The organism is Limihaloglobus sulfuriphilus (genome assembly GCF_001999965.1).
GTDB lineage: Bacteria > Planctomycetota > Phycisphaerae > Sedimentisphaerales > Sedimentisphaeraceae > Limihaloglobus > Limihaloglobus sulfuriphilus.
Genome location: NZ_CP019646.1, coordinates 3,160,540 through 3,180,990, shown reverse-complemented (window position 1 = coordinate 3,180,990; position 20,451 = coordinate 3,160,540). Strand labels below are relative to the sequence as shown.

17 protein-coding genes and 1 tRNA gene are annotated in these 20,451 nt (G+C 47.3%); 6 read left to right on the top strand and 12 right to left on the bottom strand.

Annotated elements, in window-relative coordinates:
* The first annotated feature begins 31 nt into the window (after positions 1–31).
* Positions 32–1,093: a uroporphyrinogen decarboxylase/cobalamine-independent methonine synthase family protein gene (locus SMSP2_RS12310; RefSeq protein ID WP_146684343.1), complete on the top strand. Its 1,062-nt coding sequence runs from the start codon at positions 32–34 to the stop codon at positions 1,091–1,093.
* Positions 1,094–1,245: 152 nt separating this feature from the next.
* On the opposite strand, the gene SMSP2_RS12305 is transcribed toward SMSP2_RS12310, so the two are convergent.
* From SMSP2_RS12305 to SMSP2_RS12275, 7 genes are all read right to left on the bottom strand, one after another.
* Positions 1,246–2,166, bottom strand: coding sequence for a bile acid:sodium symporter family protein (locus SMSP2_RS12305; protein WP_186804709.1), 921 nt, complete (start codon positions 2,164–2,166; stop codon positions 1,246–1,248).
* 313 nt (positions 2,167–2,479) lie between these two features.
* Positions 2,480–2,564 (bottom strand) — tRNA-Leu (locus SMSP2_RS12300).
* 71 nt (positions 2,565–2,635) lie between these two features.
* On the bottom strand, positions 2,636–3,316 hold the full coding sequence (locus SMSP2_RS12295) for a tetratricopeptide repeat protein (protein WP_146684341.1): 681 nt from the start codon (positions 3,314–3,316) through the stop codon (positions 2,636–2,638).
* Positions 3,317–3,386: 70 nt separating this feature from the next.
* Positions 3,387–5,855, bottom strand: a complete 2,469-nt coding sequence (gyrB, locus tag SMSP2_RS12290; protein WP_146684340.1) for a DNA topoisomerase (ATP-hydrolyzing) subunit B — start codon at positions 5,853–5,855, stop codon at positions 3,387–3,389.
* A 54-nt stretch (positions 5,856–5,909) separates the two neighbouring features.
* Positions 5,910–6,257, bottom strand: coding sequence for a DciA family protein (locus tag SMSP2_RS12285; protein WP_146684339.1), 348 nt, complete (start codon positions 6,255–6,257; stop codon positions 5,910–5,912).
* 41 nt (positions 6,258–6,298) lie between these two features.
* Positions 6,299–7,411 carry a DNA polymerase III subunit beta gene (dnaN, locus tag SMSP2_RS12280; RefSeq protein WP_146684338.1) on the bottom strand — a complete coding sequence of 371 codons (1,113 nt, stop codon included), beginning with the start codon at positions 7,409–7,411 and terminating at the stop codon, positions 6,299–6,301.
* A 121-nt stretch (positions 7,412–7,532) separates the two neighbouring features.
* The gene (locus SMSP2_RS12275) at positions 7,533–8,246 is read right to left on the bottom strand and encodes a hypothetical protein (RefSeq protein ID WP_146684337.1); all 714 of its coding nucleotides are present in this window, start codon (positions 8,244–8,246) and stop codon (positions 7,533–7,535) included.
* A 659-nt stretch (positions 8,247–8,905) separates the two neighbouring features.
* Here SMSP2_RS12275 and SMSP2_RS12270 point away from each other — a divergent pair.
* Positions 8,906–10,240: a glucuronyl esterase domain-containing protein gene (locus SMSP2_RS12270; RefSeq protein ID WP_222566349.1), complete on the top strand. Its 1,335-nt coding sequence runs from the start codon at positions 8,906–8,908 to the stop codon at positions 10,238–10,240.
* Between the two features lie 210 nt (positions 10,241–10,450).
* Positions 10,451–11,149, top strand: a complete 699-nt coding sequence (locus SMSP2_RS12265; RefSeq protein ID WP_146684336.1) for a GDSL-type esterase/lipase family protein — start codon at positions 10,451–10,453, stop codon at positions 11,147–11,149.
* Positions 11,150–11,235: 86 nt separating this feature from the next.
* Here SMSP2_RS12265 and SMSP2_RS12260 read toward each other — a convergent pair whose 3' ends face one another.
* Positions 11,236–12,330 carry a DNA topoisomerase IV subunit A gene (locus SMSP2_RS12260; protein ID WP_146684335.1) on the bottom strand — a complete coding sequence of 365 codons (1,095 nt, stop codon included), beginning with the start codon at positions 12,328–12,330 and terminating at the stop codon, positions 11,236–11,238.
* 476 nt (positions 12,331–12,806) lie between these two features.
* Here SMSP2_RS12260 and SMSP2_RS12255 point away from each other — a divergent pair, with 476 nt between their 5' ends.
* The 3 genes from SMSP2_RS12255 (at position 12,807) to SMSP2_RS12245 (ending at position 16,810) form a co-directional block, all read left to right on the top strand.
* Positions 12,807–13,097, top strand: a complete 291-nt coding sequence (locus SMSP2_RS12255) for a nucleotidyltransferase family protein (RefSeq protein WP_222566348.1) — start codon at positions 12,807–12,809, stop codon at positions 13,095–13,097.
* Between the two features lie 276 nt (positions 13,098–13,373).
* The gene (gene typA / locus SMSP2_RS12250; protein WP_146684333.1) at positions 13,374–15,233 is read left to right on the top strand and encodes a translational GTPase TypA; all 1,860 of its coding nucleotides are present in this window, start codon (positions 13,374–13,376) and stop codon (positions 15,231–15,233) included.
* A 584-nt stretch (positions 15,234–15,817) separates the two neighbouring features.
* On the top strand, positions 15,818–16,810 hold the full coding sequence (locus tag SMSP2_RS12245; protein ID WP_146684332.1) for an AAA family ATPase: 993 nt from the start codon (positions 15,818–15,820) through the stop codon (positions 16,808–16,810).
* A 17-nt stretch (positions 16,811–16,827) separates the two neighbouring features.
* Here SMSP2_RS12245 and SMSP2_RS12240 read toward each other — a convergent pair whose 3' ends face one another.
* The 4 genes from SMSP2_RS12240 to SMSP2_RS12225 all read right to left on the bottom strand — a co-directional run bounded on the left by SMSP2_RS12240 (position 16,828) and on the right by SMSP2_RS12225 (position 20,451).
* Positions 16,828–17,613 carry an HNH endonuclease gene (locus SMSP2_RS12240; protein WP_186804708.1) on the bottom strand — a complete coding sequence of 262 codons (786 nt, stop codon included), beginning with the start codon at positions 17,611–17,613 and terminating at the stop codon, positions 16,828–16,830.
* 73 nt (positions 17,614–17,686) lie between these two features.
* A complete protein-coding gene (locus SMSP2_RS12235) occupies positions 17,687–18,097 on the bottom strand; it encodes a very short patch repair endonuclease (RefSeq protein ID WP_146684330.1) in 411 nt (136 codons plus the stop codon).
* 4 nt (positions 18,098–18,101) lie between these two features.
* A complete protein-coding gene (locus SMSP2_RS12230; protein WP_146684329.1) occupies positions 18,102–19,034 on the bottom strand; it encodes an HNH endonuclease in 933 nt (310 codons plus the stop codon).
* Positions 19,009–20,451, bottom strand: a complete 1,443-nt coding sequence (locus SMSP2_RS12225; RefSeq protein WP_146684328.1) for a DNA cytosine methyltransferase — start codon at positions 20,449–20,451, stop codon at positions 19,009–19,011. The genes SMSP2_RS12230 and SMSP2_RS12225 overlap by 26 nt, the downstream gene beginning before the upstream one ends.

Genomic DNA, 20,451 nt, shown 5'->3' with positions numbered 1-20,451 from the left:
TTGCAAATCTTCTATAGAAGGACAATACTGAATGGAATTGAATGCTAAAAAACAATTACATTTCACCTTTTGGTCCGGCAATGGCCCAAGTTTGATATTTATTCCGTCCGCGGACCTGATTCAGTATGATGTTGATGATTATGAGTCTCGATTTTCCGATCCAGCTAAAATGTATGAGTCTGAAATTAAACGTGCCTCGGCGATTATTGATTGGCCTACAGATGGCATACCTACTATTCGTCCAAATCTAGGTACAATTTTTATACCGGCAATAGCCGGTCAGGATTATATGATTCGTGATGGGCAGATGCCCTGGCCGGGCAGTCATTTTACGGTTGATCAGATACGGTCTCTCAAGAATATAGACATTGAAAATGCCCAGATGATGAGATTGGCTTTAGAGTTCTACAGTATTCATAGATCCATAAAATCCAAAGAGATAGAGTGCTATCATCCAGACACTCAGGGTGTTTATGATATCCTTCATCTACTGCGTGGTGATGAGTTGTTTTATGAAATGATTACCGAAGTTGACCAGACAAAAGAATTGCTGGGGATTATAACTGATCTTTATGTTGAAGTTACTAAAGTCTTAAAGGCGAAAATTGGAGAACCTGCTAATGAAATGATTCATGGGCATGGAACGCAGCAGGGGCTTTTCTTTCCTCAAGCCGGTACAAGGCTTTCTGAAGATACCGATACGCTTTTATCACCGGCTATGATTGATGAATTCGCTATACCCTATATGGAGCAGGCAAGTAAACCTTTTGGTGGTGCTTTTGTTCATTACTGCGGTAAACATGAATACTTGTATGAAAAGATTCTTGACTGTGATTTTGTCAGGGCAATTGATCTGGGTAATCCTGAGATGTACAATACCGAGTGGCTGTTGCAGAAATGCGCAGAAACTGACACAGTGTTCTACGGTAAACTTGCAGCACAAGAAAACGAAATTTGGCAAGATTATATTATAAGGATTTCAAAAATAATCAAAAAGACAGGTGCAAGATGTGTTCTGAGACCTACTGTTTTTCCTGAAATTCAAGATCAATGCCATGAAATGCTGGAAATGTGGCATGAACTGACAGTATAAAAGATAAAGGTGTCAGACAGCCTTTATTGGTAAACTTTTGTTTCATAAGTCTTTATATATGTTTTTGAAAACATATATCGTTTGAACGTTTAATCGGGGGAAGATTTAAAAGGGTAAGAGATACAACAGGCTCTGGCGTGAAATCTAAGAAATTACGCCGCTTCGGTTAAGTTTCTCCTTTGCCATATTTCAGCTGTCACGGAGGCTGTTATAATGCAGACAAACACAAAGATCACTGCCGGCACTGCGGATTTTTCGCCGAAATGCTTGAGTGCCAGCACCGTGCCCAGGCCGGCGTTCTGCATACCGATTTCGATCGAAAGCGTCCTTCTTTTCCGTATGTCCATCTTGAACAGCTTTGCCGCACCGTAACCCGAAAGCATGCCGTAGATATTCAGTATCACGGCCGCCGCGAAAACCGGCACCGTAAGCAGCAGCATATAGTCCCTGTTCAGCGCGATCACGAGGCTGCATATAAATATTATGAACGTAACCGATATTGCGGGAAATATACCGAGGATCGTCTTTATCCGGTCTTTGAGCACATACCGAACTCCAAAACCCAGTGCCAGCGGCAGTATCACCATCTTTATTACACTTAGCATCATCGCGAAAAAATCAACGTCGATGCTCGTGCCGGCAAGCAGAAAAGTCAGTCCGGGCGTGAGAAGGGGGCAAAGCAGTGTTGATACGGTTGTCAGCGATACGGAGTATGCGGTGTCGGCTTTGGCGATATAGCTCATCACATTACTCGCCATCGCCCCGGGAGCCGAGCCTGTAAGTATCAGCCCAACCGTAACTTCCGGGGAGAGGCCAAATGATTTTGCGACAATGAAAGCGCCTATCGGCATGATAGTGAACTGGGCGCAGGAACCAATCAATACAACCAAAGGATTCAGGGCGATTTGCTTAAAATCTTTTATGCTTAATACCGCACCTATGCCGAACATAGTCAGCGCGAAAAACCAGTCCATCCCCGCTTTGAGACTGACAAACGGCGCGGGGAAAAAATACGCGACAATGCCGAATATAATTACCCAAAGCGCGAAATACTTAGTATAGAAAGATAACATCCTGCTGAACATACCGGAAAGTATATACCAATTATGCCAAAAATAAAAATGTTATTTTTGAAAAGCGAAAGCATTTGCGTCTCTACGAATTTGCAGCTGTTTGGGTGGTGTTCGCGACAACAATGTAGAGCCGCATTGCATGCGGCTCTCAATCCATGGCAACAGAAAGAGGTACAAATCTTACGGAAAAACACATATCGCACTTCTCTCAAATCTATGGTGTAAAAGTATTATAACGCAGAGAGACGCAAGCATTGCGTCTCTACAGATTTGCCGACATTTTTTCGCGGGTTTATTATCGCCGCGGCAATAATACCGAAGGTGGGACTCGAACCCACACGGCCTTTACGGCCAAAGGATTTTGAATCCTTCGCGTCTGCCAATTCCGCCACTCCGGCTTGTGGTAGGGGAATGTTACCCATTTTGCCGGTCAAGTCAAGTTATTTCACCCACCTGATGCAAGCGAAAGTTATTCTTTTATCTCTTCCCGTTTGAACAGGTCGGCGAGCGGGTCGGTAACCCTCTGGAAAATGTTTCTCTGGCTCTCCGGCGGTATCTCAACCACGACGCCGAGCTTGCCCAGCTCACTGCTGACATCGGGCTGATACGGGTCGAGGTGGAAGCTGCGCGTCAGGTATGATTCGGCTTTGGCCTTATCACCTTTACGCAGGTAGTAGTATCCGAGATATTTGTTCAAAACCGCCGATTCGGGAGCAAGCCGCTCGGCGTTATGATAACATTTTACAGCGTAGTCCTCGTAGAAATGCCGCTGAAACGCCCTGCCCAGCAGGAATGACTCCGCCGCGTTGTTGCGTGCCTGGTCAATGTATGTATCAGCAAGCAATTTTGACCTTTCGGGGTTCCCAAGTTTGTCCTGCACAGAAACCATCGCCGCCTGTGCTTCTTTATAAACAGGATCACAGTTGAGAGCGATGTTGAACTCGGACTCCGCCCGCTCAAGCATCCCGCTCTGCATATAGTACACGCCAAGTTCATAATGCGGCTCGGCTTTGCGGTAGTTTCGTTCGACCGCTTTCTGGAGCTGCTCTTCACGGGTGAGCTCTTTGACATCTGAGGGTCTCTGGCTGCGGCACCCGCTTAAAACCGCAAATATCAACAAAACGGCTGTCAGTATAATTGTCTTACGCATAGTTTTCTCCTTATTTAAGGCATAAAGGATAATATTATCTTATATATCCATTTCTTACTGCAAATTCTATTTAAACGTCCAGGTTCTGCACCTCGAGGGCGTGGTCTTTAATGAAATTACGTCTCTTTTCGACATCTTCACCCATAAGAATACTGAAAAGCCTGTCCGCTTCGTTGGCATCTTCCAGCGTAACCTTGAGCATAGTGCGGTTTGCCGGATCCATAGTCGTATCCCAGAGCTGGTCGGCGTTCATTTCGCCCAGACCTTTAAAGCGTTTAATTTCAATGCTTTGAGCCCCGAGCTGACGGATACCCGCCGCGACTTCTCCCAGCGAGACAATCTCCAGAGAGTCATTTCCGCTGGTTACATGGAACTTTGTGGGCAGAATCTCGCCGGCGATTGTCCTTTCCTGCTCGAGCATAAAGTCTTCGGGTCCGAGTGAATGTTCCTGTTTGAGCTTCTCTACGATCCCGTTGAGCCGCTCTACTTCGTGCAGCTCCTCAACCGAGAACACCAGCGGCGGCGCCTGATCAGAATTCTCCTGCTCGACGGCCACTTCTTCAGCTTGCCTGGCCTGCTGCTCAAGCTCTGCCAGACGAGCCTCAAAATCAGACTCGTTTTCGAAAAATTCCTGTTTACTGTTAACCCGTATCAAATACGAAGGCAGCTTGCCGTTTTTGTAGTTTGCCTTTACAAACTCATCAAAATATATACCCCGCCGCTCAAGTATCGAGGCGATCCGTTCAATCTCGCCAAGCAGACGCACCAGAGCCCCAAGCTCTTCGCCGACAATTTCGCGGCATTCCTGGGGTTTTTCCAGGTCATCACGAACCATAAGTTTTGTCGCAGCAAGACCCCTGTTGGTCATGCGATGGCGCATCTGCGCTTCATTGACAATATATTCTGATTTTCGGCTTCCTTTTTCGCGTATCTCGTAGAGCGGCGGCTGGGCTATATATACCATGCCGTTCTCAAAAAGCCGCGGCATCTGGCGGAAAAAGAATGTCAAAAGCAGCGTGCGTATGTGTGCCCCGTCGATATCGGCGTCGGTCATCAGAACCAGCTTGCCGTAGCGGCATTTTTCCAGCTCAAACTCATCCGTGCCGATTCCCGTTCCCAGGGCGCTAATAATGGTTCGGATCTCTTCGTGGCCGAGCATCTTTTCCAGACGTGCCTTCTCCACGTTAAGTATTTTACCTTTAATCGGCAATATGGCCTGTATCGTGCGGTCTCTGCCGCCTTTTGCCGAGCCGCCCGCGGAGTCACCCTCTACGATGAACAGCTCTGTTGAAGAAGTGTCTTTGCTGGAACAGTCCCAGAGCTTTCCGGGCAGGTTGGCGTTGCTCAGAGCGCCTTTCCTTCGAGTCAGCTCACGTGCCTTTCGTGCGGCAGCGCGTGCGGCGGCTGCCTGTATCGCTTTGGACAAGACCTTTTTAGCAATAGCGGGATTTTCCTCAAGATACATTCCCAACTGCTCATTGATAGCCGTTTCCACGAAACTGCCGACCTCGGGGTTTGAGAGGCGTACCTTTGTCTGCGCCTCAAAATGCGGATCGGGAACCTTAACTGAGATAACCGCGGTAAGGCCCTCACGAAGGTCCTCGCCGCTGGTAACACCGTTGTTTTTGAACAGGTTCTGCGCCTTGCCGTAGGCGTTCATTGTTCGTGTCAGGGCGGTTCGGAAACCGGAGAGGTGTGTGCCGCCGTCGATGTTATGTATGTTGTTGGCAAACGCCATCACGTTTTCATTGTAGCTGTTGTTGTACTGCAAAGCCACTTCACATGAGAGGCCCAGTTCATTATCTTCTTTGGAAATATATATAATATCGCTGTGCAGGGCCTCTTTGCCGTCGTTGAGGTGGGCGACAAACTCACGAAGCCCGTTCTGGAAACAAAAATGCTCAACCTTCTGGACGCGGTCATCCCGAAATGTCAGGCTTACTCCGGCATTTAGGTATGCCAGCTCGCGGATCCTCTTACGCAGTGTGTCGCCGCTAAACTCGATATCACCGAAAATCTCACTGTCGGGCAGGAATGTTATCTTTGTACCAGTCTTTGCGGTTTCACCAATAATCTGCACGCTGCCCTGGGCGATACCCTTGCGGCATTCGAACCTGTGGTGCTTTCCGCCGCGGCTGATATCCGCCACAAGGTGCTCACTGAGGGCGTTTACAACACTGACGCCCACGCCGTGGAGGCCGCCGGAGACCTTATAGGCTTTGTTGTCAAACTTGCCGCCGGCATGAAGCGTACAAAGCACAACCTGCAAGGCACTTACACCGGCTTCTTCGTGCATCTCAACGGGTATGCCGATACCGTTATCCTCGACAGAGCAGCTCCCGTCGGCGTTGATGCGGACAATAATCTCACTGCATCGGCCGGCAAGCGCTTCGTCTATGGAATTATCCAGAACCTCATATACCAGATGGTGAAGGCCGCCGAGGCCCCTGTTGCCGATATACATATCGGGGCGTTTGCGGACCGCTTCAAGACCCTCAAGGATCTTGATGTTGCTGGCATCATAATTTATGTCACTCATATATTTGCTAAACTCTTAAATAATTTATATTATGGCTTTATGCCGTTTCTGCTGTTATATTATAAACCGTATGTCTTTGACGTATATTCGCTTACAGCGATCTCTCAGCTCCGCGAGCAGCTCATGCTTGAGCATTTCCATCTGATAAAGCATTGACGCGTCATCAAGCCTGATAACCAGTATGCCTTTATCAACCCTCTCAACCGCAACCCCCCCGAGACCGGGGGGTACAATCGCGTCCCATGCCTCGACTATCGGGGCGGCCTTGCGTTTTTTCGGCCTTATTACGCCCTTCATGTATCCCGAGAGGATATTATCCAGCTTCCTGGCTGGCGGCCTGCGTTTCTGCTGCTGCCTGAGCCATTTAAGCTGATTCTGGGCTTTTTCAAAATCGTCACTCATTAAAAGCCGCCTAAACAGAGACTCTCAACACCTCAGCGGGTTTAAATATCTGTCGGCATAATGATATAAATATACTTCGATCCGAGCTTGACCACACCGGGCCTGTCGGAGGTTTTAAACTCCAGGGTTACCTGGTCCTGATCCGCTACCCGAAGAACATCGATAAGGTACTGCGGGTTAAAGCCGATGACCAGCTGGTCATCTGTATAATCTACCGGCAGGTTGATCTGGGCATCTCCAGTCTCGGGAGAGCGGCCGGAAATAATCATTATACCATCGTCTAAAGTAACCTTAATCCCTTTTGAATCGGCACTTACAAGCAGCGACGCCCTGCGTACGGCACTTAGAAGAACATCTGTATCAACTGTGAGCGTCTTGTCGCAGTCGTCGGGGATTATATCCTGGTAACGCGGGAAACGCCCTTCGACCAGGTTCGAGCTGATCACCACGCCGCCGCAGCTGAGAACGATCTGGTTGTTCCTGAAACCGACCGAGACAACCTCGTCCGGGGCAGCGCCGATCCGGTCTATCAGCCCCATAGTTTTCGTAGGCACAATAACCCGTACCTGCTCCTCGCCCGCAGCTTCATACACGTTATCCAGCCTGGTCTGATACCTTGCCAGACGCCTTCCGTCAGAGCCGACAATTGTCAGCACTTTATCCTCGAGCTCCCAGAGAATCCCGTTGAGCGAATACCGCGTGCTCTGCTTGGCCGAGGCAAACACAGTCTGCTCGATGGCTATCTGCAGAACGCCCAGCTTCATATCAAACGCCGTCTCGCCGGTGTCATTGGGCACGGTAGGAAACTGATCGATATCGTGGCCGTAGATAGTGTAGCGGCTGTCCTGGCCTTCGATGTTTATGCTCATATCCTCGCTGGAATCCTCGAAAACCAGTACATCATCCGAGCTCTCACGGACAATGGAATTGGCCTTATCAGCGGGCAGAACCGCGCTGCCGGGCTCCTCTACCTGGGCATGGGTTATCTTGCAGGTTATACCAACCTCAAGGTCGGTCGCGCTTATTAAAACCGCATCGTTTTCCGCCGTGATCTTAAAACAGCGGAGAATCGGTTTTGGTGTCTTCAGCGGCACCACTGTCGCTATCAGCCCCAATGCTTCCTGGAGTACTGAACGATTAAATTTAATCTTCATAAACACCTCTGTTTAGGTACATTTAGATACAAATACAATATATTGCGCTTATTGTACTCAAAATTAGAAAAAAAGCAACAAGTGTTATAAAGATTAAATTAGAATTTTTTATAACCGAAACTTACCGTTTACGCAGGCAATACAGCCCGCCAAAAACCAGAATAACTGCCGTCGCCGGCTCGGGAACGGCTACCACCTCGATACACCAGTTAGCTGAATGCGTATCATTAGGAGAAGTAGCTTCATAAAGAGTCGTCCATCCTGGTATTATCCCCCCCGTATTATAATACATCACATCACCACCCGGGTTTCTATTATCGGGTCTTGGCGTGATTGTCATATCGGTATCTATACATTGTACCCAATAATCTCCCTCATCAAAATACAATTCATACATTATCGTTATGGAAGTGGCTTGTTCGCTCACAGCAAATTCGGTTGATAATTCAAACTCAGTCCACTTAGTATAATCATCCCCAACTGTATTAAGCTTTATGGTACTGGTATCCGATATTGTCTCTTGTTGTTTAAATTCGTGTATGTAGGTAGTGTTTATGTCAACATTTTCAAAGTACATTATCCGTAAGGAACTAGGCCTACTTAAAAATGCAATTCTAATATAGCCAATATCGTCCTCAAGGCTAGCCAAATCAGTTCCTGTGTATGTAGCACCTACTGCTAATCCTGTAACGGGAATACCATATGGAACCACACCATATTCAACAGTACCTTCATGATGGTACAATCTCCCGTTATCAAAACGTGCGTTTGAAAATGTTGTGAATAAAAGACTTACGATTAGAGCTGCGTAAAAAAATCTCTTTTTTTCTCTCATTTTTTTCCCTTTCTGCGTTTTTAGCAGAACTGCCGGCGCGTTTTCCCTGGATATTCATCCCGCGGCGGAGCAGATTTCCCAATTTTACTTTTGAAAATGACCCTCGAAAGCGGCTTGTGATTCAAATCAAAAACGCAACTCAAAGCAGTGTATAAAAAAAGCCCGCTTCCATGGTCTTTTCCGTTTATTTCCCTGTTAAACTTTCCGGATCATTTTTCCCGAATGATCCTGTGAAATTATAATACTCACCCGCCGGATTGTCAAGCGCAATTTTTAATAGAAACAATATTATATTATGTGTAAATTTTTGATGGAAGCCTTGGCAGAGCAAATTCAAGATTTTGCTCCAACCCGGTAGAGACGTATTGCATACGTCTCTCATCGTTATAAAATCTTTTCCCGCAGATATTTAAAAGGAATATTAATTCAAAGGTGTCTGACCCCTTTTTTTGATACAACTAAAGTTTGAACTCTTACCAAAACACCCCGATGCGTTCAACCTGTAACTGATTATATTGACATGAAGCCTGTTATATTGACATGAAGCCTGTTTGTCGTATAATATTAGCGGCTATAGGATTGCAAATTTTGCAGGGCAGGCCGCATGTTGACTCGCCGGATAACCATATAACAAATAAAAACCTGGCTGGATTGAACAAATGAAGATAACATTCAATACACTTTCTCTGTTGTTACTAATTGCCGCATCAATACTTACTGTCCGCGGAGATGACGCCGAACCCGCACCCCCGAACACCTGGCAGGCAGATGCGACACTGGTTCAAAAGCTGCTTGCCCGCAAGGACGGCGTAATATACCGGGAATCCGATGTGCCCGATTATGAACTGCCCGAGCTGTTCGATACCCGGGGCAAAGAAAAAATGACCGCCCAAATATGGAAGACAAAACGCCGCGGCGAGATACTGGAGCTTTTTGAAACCCATGTCTTCGGCAAATCACCCAAACGCCCGCACGCCTTGAAATTCAATGTGTTTGAAAAGAGCAGCACCGCACTGAATTCTACCGCCCTGCGCAAACAGGTGCGCGTAAGTTTCACACAAAACGATGACGGGCCCGGGATGGATGTTCTAATCTATCTGCCCGCTAAAGCCGAAAAACCTGTGCCGCTGTTCTTGCTGCTGAACTTCCGCGGCAACCACACAGTCTGCGATGACCCGGCTGTCAGGCTCACAGAAAGCTGGATTCCAAACGGTGAAGAAGCAAACGAGGCCTCACGGGGGAAACGTTCGCAGCGGTATCCGGTTGAGTCAATCATTGCCCGCGGCTACGGCTTTGCGACCATTTACTGCGGCGATATCGACCCTGATTATCACGATGGCTTTAAAAACGGCGTTCATCCGCTCTTTGACAACCCCGCCGACGGCAAAAGAGATCCGGACTCCTGGGGCACAATCGCCGCCTGGGCGTGGGGACTTAGCCGTGCGATGGACTATTTTGAAACTGACAGCGACATCGACCACACAAAAATCGCCGTGCTCGGCCACTCGCGTCTCGGCAAAACGTCTCTCTGGGCCGGAGCGACCGACGAAAGATTCGCCATGGTAATCTCCAACAATTCCGGCTGCGGCGGGGCGGCACTGAGCCGAAGGTGCTACGGAGAAGCACTCAAAAGGATTAACACGCGTTTCCCGCACTGGTTTTGCGAAAACTTCCAACAATATAACGGCAATGAAAGCTCGCTGCCGGTTGACCAGCACATGCTTATAGCACTAATCGCACCACGTCCGGCATATATTGCCAGTGCCGACCAGGACTTATGGGCTGACCCGCGGGGTGAGTTTCTATCGGCAAAATACGCCTCGCCGGCATGGGAGCTTATGGGGCTAAAGGGGCTCGGAGCCGAACAGATGCCGCCGCTCAATACCCCGATCCAGAACGGGCATCTCGGCTACCACATCAGAGACGGCAAACATGACCTGACAGAATACGACTGGCAGCGATATATGGATTTTGCGGACAAACATCTCCGATAGGGCCTGCCAAAATATGCCGCCAATACCCCGTATAGACGCAATGCTTACATCTATATGCGTTCTAAAATCTTTTCCTGCAAATAGTTAAAGGTATATAAAAATTTAAAGGTGTCTGACACCTTTTTTTGATACATAAAACAGGCGTAAATACCGGCTTAGAACCGGGGTTTCGCCGCTGACATCTGATAAACTTTTTTTCGAGGTGATTAAATGATCAAAAAATGTGTACTTTTAATACTCCTGGCCGCTTTTGTCTCAAACGGTCTGAGCGAGCGGGAGGTCAATGAAGCAGAAGAGAAACGCTGGGGTAAGGATATCAAAGCGTTTATGGATTGGGATGCGAAAAATTCCGTGCCGGACGATGCAGTCCTCTTTCTGGGCAGCTCATCAGCACGCGGCTGGCAGACAGCCCGCTTTTTCCCCGAATTCAAGGTTATAAACCGCGGTTTCGGCGGCAGCCAGACACCCGCGGTGAACTATTTCTTCGACCGTATCGCGGCTCCTTACAACCCAAAGGTGATATGTCTCTACGTCGGCGATAACGACATTACTGCCGGCAACAGCCCGGAGAAGGTTTTCGCGGATTTCAAGGAATTCAAGGCCCTTTGCGAAAAATACACCCCCGATGCACAGGTGGTTTACCTCTCAATCAAGCCCAGCGGCTCACGATGGAATGTCTGGCCTCAGATGAAAGCCGCTAACGCGCTTATAGAGGCTCACTGCGGCAAGTTTGACAATTTCCATTATGTAGATGTTGCAACCTGTCTTCTTGATGAGTCCGGCAAGCCTAATGATGAGCTGTTTCTTGGCGACCGCCTGCATCTTAACGAAAAAGGCTACACCGTCTGGACAAACACCCTGCGGCCCACGCTGGAAAAACTCACATCGGACAAAGAATGTAAAGACTGATAATATATAAGTTTAACCGGTAGAAACGCACCCATCGCGTCTCTACCGGTTTCTTATGCACCTGGTTTTGTGAATAAAAATTCCGGTCAGGGCAGGAATTTCTTGGAATTATTGATTTTTTCGGGCAGGTAGGTGTTAGCCACAAAGCTGAGGCTGTGTTTTGCGAACGCCTGCTGCTCAACACGCACACCCATCTTGAGCATCTGGTTTATTGCCGCCTGCCAGGGTTTGTGGTATTTTACGAACGGATCGTTTTTCAGAGCATCCTTGGCGCGTTTTATGTCAACCTCTTTGAGCGGGTGCGTTGGAAGCTCATAATCTATTATATCCTGTGGAGTTACACCGAGAAAGCTCGCCTGCGGAACACAGAAGAACCTGTTGATATGCGCCGCGTTGCCGGAGCCGACTTTCAGCGTTCTGTAGATGTTGAAATACCCGTACGGATCGCCATCGACAAAGGCGTAAACCGGGATTTTCAGCTCATCGGCAAGCCTTCGTATGAAACGCCTGCAGGCGCGTGTCGGCACGCCGCCCATGCTGATCAATATGCAGTTTGAAGTATCCCAGAATCCGCATTTTAGAAGACGCTGAAACGCGCCGGCGGTTTCTATCGCCAGGATAAACTTCGCTTTGCTCTTGAAGCCAAGACCCTCAACGTCAACGGGGATCGAATACGCCCCCGAGCCGAATTTTGTGCAGTCAATCTTTAACTCACTGCCGTCTAAGTCTTTATCCAAAACTATCAGCCTGCCGGCAACCGCTCCGCCTTTTTCTTCCGGCGCGAAACGCAGCTGCTCACGGTTGACCATGAACATCGCCTCGATATCGTCCATTATAGTATCGGATTCGGGCTGCTCGGCAAAGCCGGCCTTGCCCCAGTTCTTCGATATATAGTACGCCTCCCTTTTGGTCGCCATGTTGTTCTCGTCGATCAGCTCCTTAGAAAGAGCCATCATTTTGAGTGTCTGGGCGAAACTCTTAACCGTGCTCACGGTCAGGGTACGCAGTTTGCTCTTGCCCTTCATCTCGAAGTAACCTTTTTCCTGGTGGTACTTTACATTCGAGAGTGACCGGACGGGAGCACTCATGGTCGGCTTCTGGGATTTTATTATCTTATCATGAACGCCCCTGGCTGAATCTACGATTTTTTCCGATATAGGGGCTTCTTTGATTTTGCTCATTAGTGAATCTCCGAAATCTAAACAAATATCCGTATGCGATAATTTACCCTAAATAATTCGTTTTTCAAGCCAAATATCACCCGAATTTGCGGCAGTACAAACAGATTCAGGCTAAATACTGAAAACATACTGCCGGTTCTGCAACATTTATTATTGTAAAGCCCCCCGTAGAGACGCATTGCATGCGTCTCTCGATCTGTGACAACAGAATAGGGTAAACAATTCATACGGAAAACCTCGGCGAAACGGCTTGCGTATGCCTTCTAACTATTTGCAGGAAAGAATTTTAGAGCGTTGAGAGAGACGTATGCAATACGTCTCTACGTATTGGCCAACATTCGGCTCTTTAATACTTGGCTTCGAAATGCGTTTACTGCCGAGATTTAATCCAAAAAACTGGATTTAGCCGCGGTTTTGTGGTAAGATAATAAAAAATTAAGTTTTAAACACCCGTTGGGTTTTGTCTTGAGGTTATCATGGCATCGCTTGAAAAAATAAAAGAAAAACGAGATCAGATATACAAGTCTGCCAAGGTTCATAAGATAGATAACATTCGCGTTTTTGGCTCGTATGCCAGAAATGAGGCTTCTGATGACAGCGATATTGATTTACTGGTCACTTTACAGCCGGACGGCTCCCTGCTTGACAGGATTGGTTTCATGAATGACGTAAAGGAGCTTCTTGGTGTCGAGGTTGATGTTGTCAACGAGAACGCATTATACAGTTTAATTAAAGAAAATGTGCTTAAAGAAGCGGTACCACTATGACAGGCGACAAATTGTATCTTTATCATATAGCAGAAGCTATAGAAAAAATTGAAAATATTGCAAATGTTAGATAACTTGAGCTGAATAATGTTTTTAGCTGTTCAGAACAATACATAGTGCAATTTTTTACATGTTTTGCAATTTAAATGGATTTGGAAAATTTCCCGCTGGGTGAATTTATCTTTACTAAATAATGGTCTCAAGCTGTACAAACGCTTATAATTCTGCATAATACCGGCTCTTTTTATCTTTAGACTAATTTTTAACAGGAAACCAATGAACACAAAGTATATTCGCAATGTCGCGATAATAGCGCACGTTGACCACGGCAAGACGTCGCTTCTCGACCAGCTCCTTTACCAGAGCGGCATGTTTCGTGATGCCGAGCTGGACAAGCTCGCCGGCGGCCAGCATAATCTTATAATGGACTCAAACCCGATTGAGCGTGAGCGGGGGATAACGATCCTGAGCAAAAACTGCGCGATCGACTACACCGACCAGGACGGCAGCGAATACAAGATAAACGTTATCGACACCCCCGGCCACGCGGATTTCGGCGGCGAGGTCGAGCGTGTCATGAAGATGGCCGACGGCGTTCTGCTGGTGGTTGACGCATTTGAAGGGCCGATGCCCCAGACACGGTTTGTTCTGTCCAAGGCGCTGGAAAATCATCTAAAGCCGGTGCTGGTTGTCAACAAGGCCGACCGAACTGATTCGCGGCCGGACGATGTCGTAACAGAGGTGTTCGACCTGCTTGTTCAGCTCGACGCCGACGATGACGCCCTGGATTTTCCGGTTGTGTTCAGCTCTGCCAGAGACGGCTGGGCCAGAAGAGACATGAACGACGGCAACGACAACATGAAGCCGGTCTATGACGCGATTATACACAGTGTGCCGACACCCAAAGACAACCCCGAAGAGCCGCTTCAGATGCTTGTAACCACACTTGATTACTCGGATTACGTTGGAAAAATCGCTATCGGCCGTGTATTTGCCGGCCGGATAGGCGAGGCGCAGGCGGTTACCGTCATCGACAACGAGGGTAAACACACACTCCAGAAAGTGGTCAAGCTCTACCAGTTCAGCGGGCTGGGCAAGGCGGAGGTTGATATTGTACAGGCCGGCGATATATGCGCGATCGCGGGGCTGGATCCGGTGGATATCGGAAACACGATCGCCTGTCCGGATAAACCCAGCGCCCTGCCGGTGATATCGGTCGATGAGCCGACAATGACGATGACCTTCCGTGTAAACGACGGGCCGTTTGCCGGCAGAGAAGGCAAATACGTTACCAGCCGCAATATAAAAGACCGCCTCGACAAGGAGCTTGTGACCAACGTCGCCCTGCGTGTTGAGCCGGGAAACACCGGCGAGGAATACAAGGTCTCCGGCCGCGGGCTGCTGCACCTGGGAATTCTGCTGGAAAACATGCGACGCGAGGGCTATGAGGTATGCGTGGGCAAGCCCGAGGTCATTATACGCAAGATCGACGGAATACGACAGGAGCCGATAGAAAATCTTGTGGTGGAATGCCCGACAGACTGCCAGAATTCTGTGATGAGCCTGCTGGGCGACCGCCGCAGCGAGATGGTAAGCATGGAGATAAAGGGCGGCGAGGACGATTTTGTGCGGATGGAGTTCCGAATCCCCTCCCGCGGGCTCTTCGGCCTGCACGCCCGTATGCTCAACGCCACACAGGGCAGGGCGATAATGCACCATACCTTCGACCGTTACGAGCCTATGCGAGGCAGCATACCCCAGCGGCAGGCGGGTGTTATGGTCGCACTCGAGCAGGGACAGGTGACGGCATATGCTCTTGACTCGCTGTTTGACCGCGGCATATTTTTCGTCAAAAGCGGCGACGCGGTCTATGAGGGCCAGATTGTCGGCGAGCACTGCAAGGATAACGATATCGAGGTCAACGCCGCACGCGCCAAACAGCTTACCAATATGCGTGCCTCGGGCAAGGACGAATCCGCAAGGATGCGCCCGCCGCGGATTATGAGCCTCGAGGCGGCACTCGAATATATCCAGGACGATGAGCTGGTGGAGATTACGCCGCACAATATCAGAATGCGAAAACGTCTGCTCAAAGAGACAGACCGCCGCAGAGCCGAACGCAAAACGAGGAAGTAAAGACAGGCATTAGGCATTAGGCAGAAGGCAGTCAGAGCCGTTCTTCACTTGTTTCTCATTCTGATAATATTGCTAAACAAGTGAAGAATTATGGAGCGGTTAGTATAGGCAAATGCCGCAGCGTAGAGCAAATTCACGAATTTGCTCAGTTTGAGATTTGAGATAAATAAATTAGACATGATTTACATGATTTAAATTTACCATGAAGAGCATAAAGGACATGAAGAAAAGATATAATAAAAACTTCAATTTCTTCAATAGCTTCATGGTTAATAAAAAATTAATCCTGTCTGATAATTAGAAGCTAAGCAGGGCAAGCGTCCCCGCTTGCCGTTTCAATGTCAACCGGGGACGGTTGACCTACTTAGTAAGAGTACACGCTTCAGCGTGCAAAACACCCCGTCTTTCGGGCACCCCTCTAAAGAAGGGGGGATTGGATTTGTGTCGGGCTGGAAGCCCGACCTGCGAAAAATAATCAGCGAAAATCTGCGTAATCTGCGGATTTTCTTATTTAAAAATATTGCTTACTAATATAGACTTGATTATTCTGGATAACTTCATGGTAATGTTTTTGGAGACAACAGATGGCACTTGACATAAGCGAGATAACGAGACTTGTAGAGCAAAAGAGCAGTTTTGTAAAGATTTTGATGGCCGAGCTTGACAAGGTTATCGTCGGCCAGCAGTACATGCTTGAGCGGATGCTGATCGCCCTGCTCTCTAACGGGCACATTCTGCTCGAGGGCGTGCCCGGGCTGGCAAAAACCACCGCGGTTACCGCACTGGCCGGCGCTCTAAGCTCGAAGTTCCAGCGGATTCAGTTCACCCCCGACCTTTTGCCCGCTGACCTTACCGGCACACAGATTTACCGTGTCCAGGACGGCGAGTTCATAACCCGCATGGGGCCGATTTTCGCCAATATTATACTCGCCGACGAGATCAACCGCGCACCGGCCAAGGTACAGAGCGCACTTCTCGAGGCCATGCAGGAAAAGCAGGTTACTATCGGCGAGCAGACCTACCCCCTGCCGCGGCCGTTTCTCGTGCTCGCCACACAGAACCCTATCGAGCAGGAGGGCACATACCCGCTGCCCGAGGCGCAGCTTGACCGGTTTATGCTCAAGATAAAAATCGAATACCCCAGCAAAGACGAAGAACGCAGGATACTCGATCTCATGTCGGCCACGTCCGTAGATATCAGTGTCAATCCGGTCATCAGCCCAGACGACATCATCGCCGCACGCGAGGTGGTCGATTCGATATACGTGGACGAGAAGATAAAGGACTATATCGTAGATGTGGTCTTCGCCACACGCGACCCGAAGGCCTACGGTATAGACGAGTTAGCCGCGATGATTAACTTCGGCGCATCGCCGCGTGCCACTATCGCACTGACTATCGCCGCGCGGGCACACGCCTTTATACGAGGCCGCGGATATGTAACGCCCCAGGATATAAAGAGTATCGGTATGGACGTACTGCGCCACAGAGTGATCCCCAGCTACGAAGCAGAAGCACAGGAAAAAACCAGCGAAGATATTATACAGACAATCTTCGACAACGTCGATGTCCCGTAATTAACACAAACCCGCACTCACGGATCACAGGGATGTTTCTGTTCCATGGTGATCTCTCGATGTTTACGCAAAAGCTCTACATCTGGTAGGAAATGTTTTGGCAATGACATCGAATTCCCCGCAAGGTTTTTGAAATAGCTTTCATAGGCCTTACCGGCATAAGTCTCTATCGCCGGACTCAAAAGCAAACGATAATTCTTGTCAAAACTAATCAGATGTTTATCGAACGCCGCGTCATAAGTCGCGGACAAACACAATCCGTTTGACGGGTTTAACCTGTTGCTCTTATCCTCGGCCCAAGATGCAATATGACTAGCACGTAGAATCGCCGGTATCGGCAATCCGGTAACACAGCAGCGATGGCTATAATTGCCCAGAACCATTTTCCTAAAGTAATTCTGATTGAGCCTTGTCTTTACAGTCGCCTCAACGTCCTTGCCTTCCTTTTCAATGTCGCACCGTATCAAAGCGTCAATGTTCTCTACTCTTTGTTTTATAAGCTCGTTTGATAAGGCCCTGCCGTCAGAGTGACTGCGGCAAACACTATCTAATTTTTCCTCAAACCGGTACTCTACCAAAAACTCAACATAATTTTTTATTGCTGCCGAGTAAAACCGATTTTTCCAGTAACTCGACCGTTTGCCCTCTCTGAATATTCCGTCAGTGCCAAGCCTTTGCTGCTCTAAGATAAAATGATACAAATCTGTTAGTTTACCGGCATCTGTGACTTGCCAAACATTCAAACCGCGAAACTCACAATTCGAGGAAGCAAAAATATCACGGAGATAGTCTAAGGCGTTCACATAGGAATTCGCTTTATTGCTACCTGCTCGGTTCGTCCCGTAAGCGTATGCTATATATTTGTCCCGCATGGCGCTAACCCAAAAATTTAACGATTTTTTCTTGCACCTTTTTAATATCTTTCTTTATCTGGCATTCCCAAATAACCAAAACTTTCCACCCTTTTTTTTCCAAAAGCTTTATATTTTCTTTATCCCGTTCAGCCGTTCGTTTAAATTTAGTTTCCCAAAACTCTTGGCGTGTTTGGGGTGTTGATTTACCTTTTTTGCAATTGTGCCTATGCCAGTAACAACCATTCACAAAGATGACTTTTTTGTGTCCGGCAAAAACCAGATCCGGACACCCCGGCAACTTCCGGTTATGTAAACGGTACCTGTAACCCAGAGAAAACACCAACCGCCTAACAAGCATTTCAGGTTTTGTATTACTGTTTTTATTAGCCGACATACACTTGGATCTATCTTGTTGTGATAATGTGTCAGCCATATTTTTAATCTAAAATATTATCTGGTACTGAAAGTTTTTTTGCATGAACCTTGTCGTGACATTTACTGCAAAGCAAAATAACATTGTCTAATGAGTTTTGACCTCCCTTTGCATGTTCCCGAATGTGGTGTAATTCGAGAATTCTCGGATCCTGCTTTGTCCATTTATGATGATTCCAGCCGCACAGCCTACATGTATTATTATCCCTTTCGTAGACTTGTTTTTGTACCTCGTAAGGTATTTTCCGATCATGGGGATCTGCTACTCGATTTAGAGATTCTAAGACATATTCCCCAACCCTTAAATCAGGGCGACCTGTAAATTTGGTTGATATTGCATAGCCTTCTTCCGTTCTTAGCTCCCTGACTCTTCTGCCAAATTCCTTCGCACCTGAGACATTATACAACTCATCATTAGTCACCACTTTCCCAACAAATTCTTTCAGAAAACAAAGAATTTTTGCTTGACTGCCTCCTTTTGTTTCTCTTTTAATCCTATTTGCGATGTGCCATCTGTGCGCAGCATTCAGGTCCGGCTCCTTGTCTAAGAGTTTATATTCTTCCGGGGTTAGTCCCAAAAACTCTCCACTATCACCGACACCGGTAATAATCTTATAGCCATCCTCAACCCTCAATTCGCGAACCCTACGCCCAAACTCTGATATACCACTTACAACACGAAGTTCCTCTTTATGAATTATTTCCCCGACATGTTCTATGAAATATAAACGAAGCCTCTCTCTTGCAGCAAGATTTGCTACTCTATAATTAGAATAGACCCCCAAGTCTGATATGGGTATATTTAAATCCACTAGTAACAACACTTTCTCACGCCAAGAAAGCCCTTTCCATTGCTGTTTGTAACTTGAAAGAAGAGCCTCTGCTTCAGCGATTAGATTTTCTACTTGTTGTTCATAACTGGCTTTTTCTAACGTCATTTTGATTCCGCTTCCAATTGTCGATTTGTTTTTTTACAGTTAAACCTATTTGGCAGGCAAAAGGCGGAGGCACTGCATTGCCTATCTGTATCCCAACTTCGATTTTTTTCCCTATAAACTCAAAACTATCTTCAAATCCCTGGAGCCTGGCTGCTTCTCTGTGAGTAATAGGTCTATGTTCAACAGGATGAAGGTATCTACCTTTTTCCGGCTTGTAAAACTCCGTTCTTATCGTTACAGACGGCTTATCCCAAAAAAGCCGACCAAATAAGTCTGTTCCACCTTTTGTTTTGCGTTTCCAGCATTCGGGCATCAATTCCTGTGGCAAATCCCATCGATTCCCCCCAGGCGGAATACACCTATATCTTTTCTGTGATTTTGCTGTTGGGTTTCTGCCTATGTGCCAATTATGGCCGTCTGGTTTACGCGGCATATCGCCGATTGCATCTTGGACTGTGCGCCAATGAGGCAACTCGGTATTGTAAAGATTTTTCTCATTAGGGTCAATATGTGTCGGTTTGGGGAACGCCGGGGGGCCTATCCGGCTACCGATAATAATTGCCCTTTTTCTTTGTTGGGGCACACCGTAAAAAGCTGTGTTCAATACACGACCCTCTATTATATAGCCTAACTTTTGTGACTCTTTTAGTATTTCCTGATATTCTTGAGATTTTATGATCGGGGGAACATTTTCCATAATAAAAATCAAAGGATATGCTTCTTTTACAGCCCTGATAAAGTGCCTCCACAGTTGGCGTCGTGGGTCATTAGGCAATTTTTCACCCAGGTTACTAAAGCCTTGACACGGAGGCCCCCCAACAAGCAGGTCACATTCCGGGAAATTGACGACTTCTTGAATAGCACAGTTCAAAATGCGTGAGCTGATATTCTTTTTAAATGTTTCACAACAAGCACTGTCCCACTCAACAGATAATAAATTCTCAAAGCCTGCTTGTTTTAAACCATATGAAAAGCCTCCACAGCCTGCAAATAAATCTATCGCCGTAGGTTTGCGAGGGTCTAAGGGAGGCCAGTGCAGCGAAACCTCTGCGCCAGTTCTCATATTCTGTGTTTCAAAGGGATACAAACGGTAGCTATACCGTCCTATTTTTTCTATGGCAACCACATCTCCTTCCTGAATCCGATATTTTTGAAAGAAACGCGCCACCCAATCCCTTTTTCTAAAAAAATTTCTCGGATTGCCGTTTCTATCGATCGAGATATCTGTTTGTACAGTGTCCCCTATTCCGTCCAAAAACAAATTTAAGAGTTTGCCTTGTCCTGCTTTTTGATTAGATTTTCCATAACATTCTTTAGGGAAAAAATCATGATGACCACTCAAATAGATATGACCATTTTTTATATTGCCTTTTGTTATGGATATCAGTCTTTTTCTGTTTGCAACATTTCCACTCAT

Excerpts from the sequence above, each read along its gene's own strand:
- SMSP2_RS12285 (WP_146684339.1), bottom strand. The coding sequence starts at position 6,257 with ATGAGTGACGATTTTGAAAAAGCCCAGAATCAGCTTAAATGGCTCAGG.
- SMSP2_RS12260 (WP_146684335.1), bottom strand. The coding sequence starts at position 12,330 with ATGAGCAAAATCAAAGAAGCCCCTATATCGGAAAAAATCGTAGATTCA.
- SMSP2_RS12265 (WP_146684336.1), top strand. The coding sequence starts at position 10,451 with ATGATCAAAAAATGTGTACTTTTAATACTCCTGGCCGCTTTTGTCTCA.
- dnaN (WP_146684338.1), bottom strand. The coding sequence starts at position 7,411 with ATGAAGATTAAATTTAATCGTTCAGTACTCCAGGAAGCATTGGGGCTG.
- SMSP2_RS12255 (WP_222566348.1), top strand. The coding sequence starts at position 12,807 with ATGGCATCGCTTGAAAAAATAAAAGAAAAACGAGATCAGATATACAAG.
- SMSP2_RS12225 (WP_146684328.1), bottom strand. The coding sequence starts at position 20,451 with ATGAGTGGAAATGTTGCAAACAGAAAAAGACTGATATCCATAACAAAA.
- SMSP2_RS12270 (WP_222566349.1), top strand. The coding sequence starts at position 8,906 with ATGAAGATAACATTCAATACACTTTCTCTGTTGTTACTAATTGCCGCA.
- gyrB (WP_146684340.1), bottom strand. The coding sequence starts at position 5,855 with ATGAGTGACATAAATTATGATGCCAGCAACATCAAGATCCTTGAGGGT.
- SMSP2_RS12245 (WP_146684332.1), top strand. The coding sequence starts at position 15,818 with ATGGCACTTGACATAAGCGAGATAACGAGACTTGTAGAGCAAAAGAGC.
- SMSP2_RS12310 (WP_146684343.1), top strand. The coding sequence starts at position 32 with ATGGAATTGAATGCTAAAAAACAATTACATTTCACCTTTTGGTCCGGC.
- SMSP2_RS12305 (WP_186804709.1), bottom strand. The coding sequence starts at position 2,166 with ATGTTATCTTTCTATACTAAGTATTTCGCGCTTTGGGTAATTATATTC.
- typA (WP_146684333.1), top strand. The coding sequence starts at position 13,374 with ATGAACACAAAGTATATTCGCAATGTCGCGATAATAGCGCACGTTGAC.
- SMSP2_RS12230 (WP_146684329.1), bottom strand. The coding sequence starts at position 19,034 with ATGACGTTAGAAAAAGCCAGTTATGAACAACAAGTAGAAAATCTAATC.
- SMSP2_RS12275 (WP_146684337.1), bottom strand. The coding sequence starts at position 8,246 with ATGAGAGAAAAAAAGAGATTTTTTTACGCAGCTCTAATCGTAAGTCTT.
- SMSP2_RS12235 (WP_146684330.1), bottom strand. The coding sequence starts at position 18,097 with ATGGCTGACACATTATCACAACAAGATAGATCCAAGTGTATGTCGGCT.
- SMSP2_RS12295 (WP_146684341.1), bottom strand. The coding sequence starts at position 3,316 with ATGCGTAAGACAATTATACTGACAGCCGTTTTGTTGATATTTGCGGTT.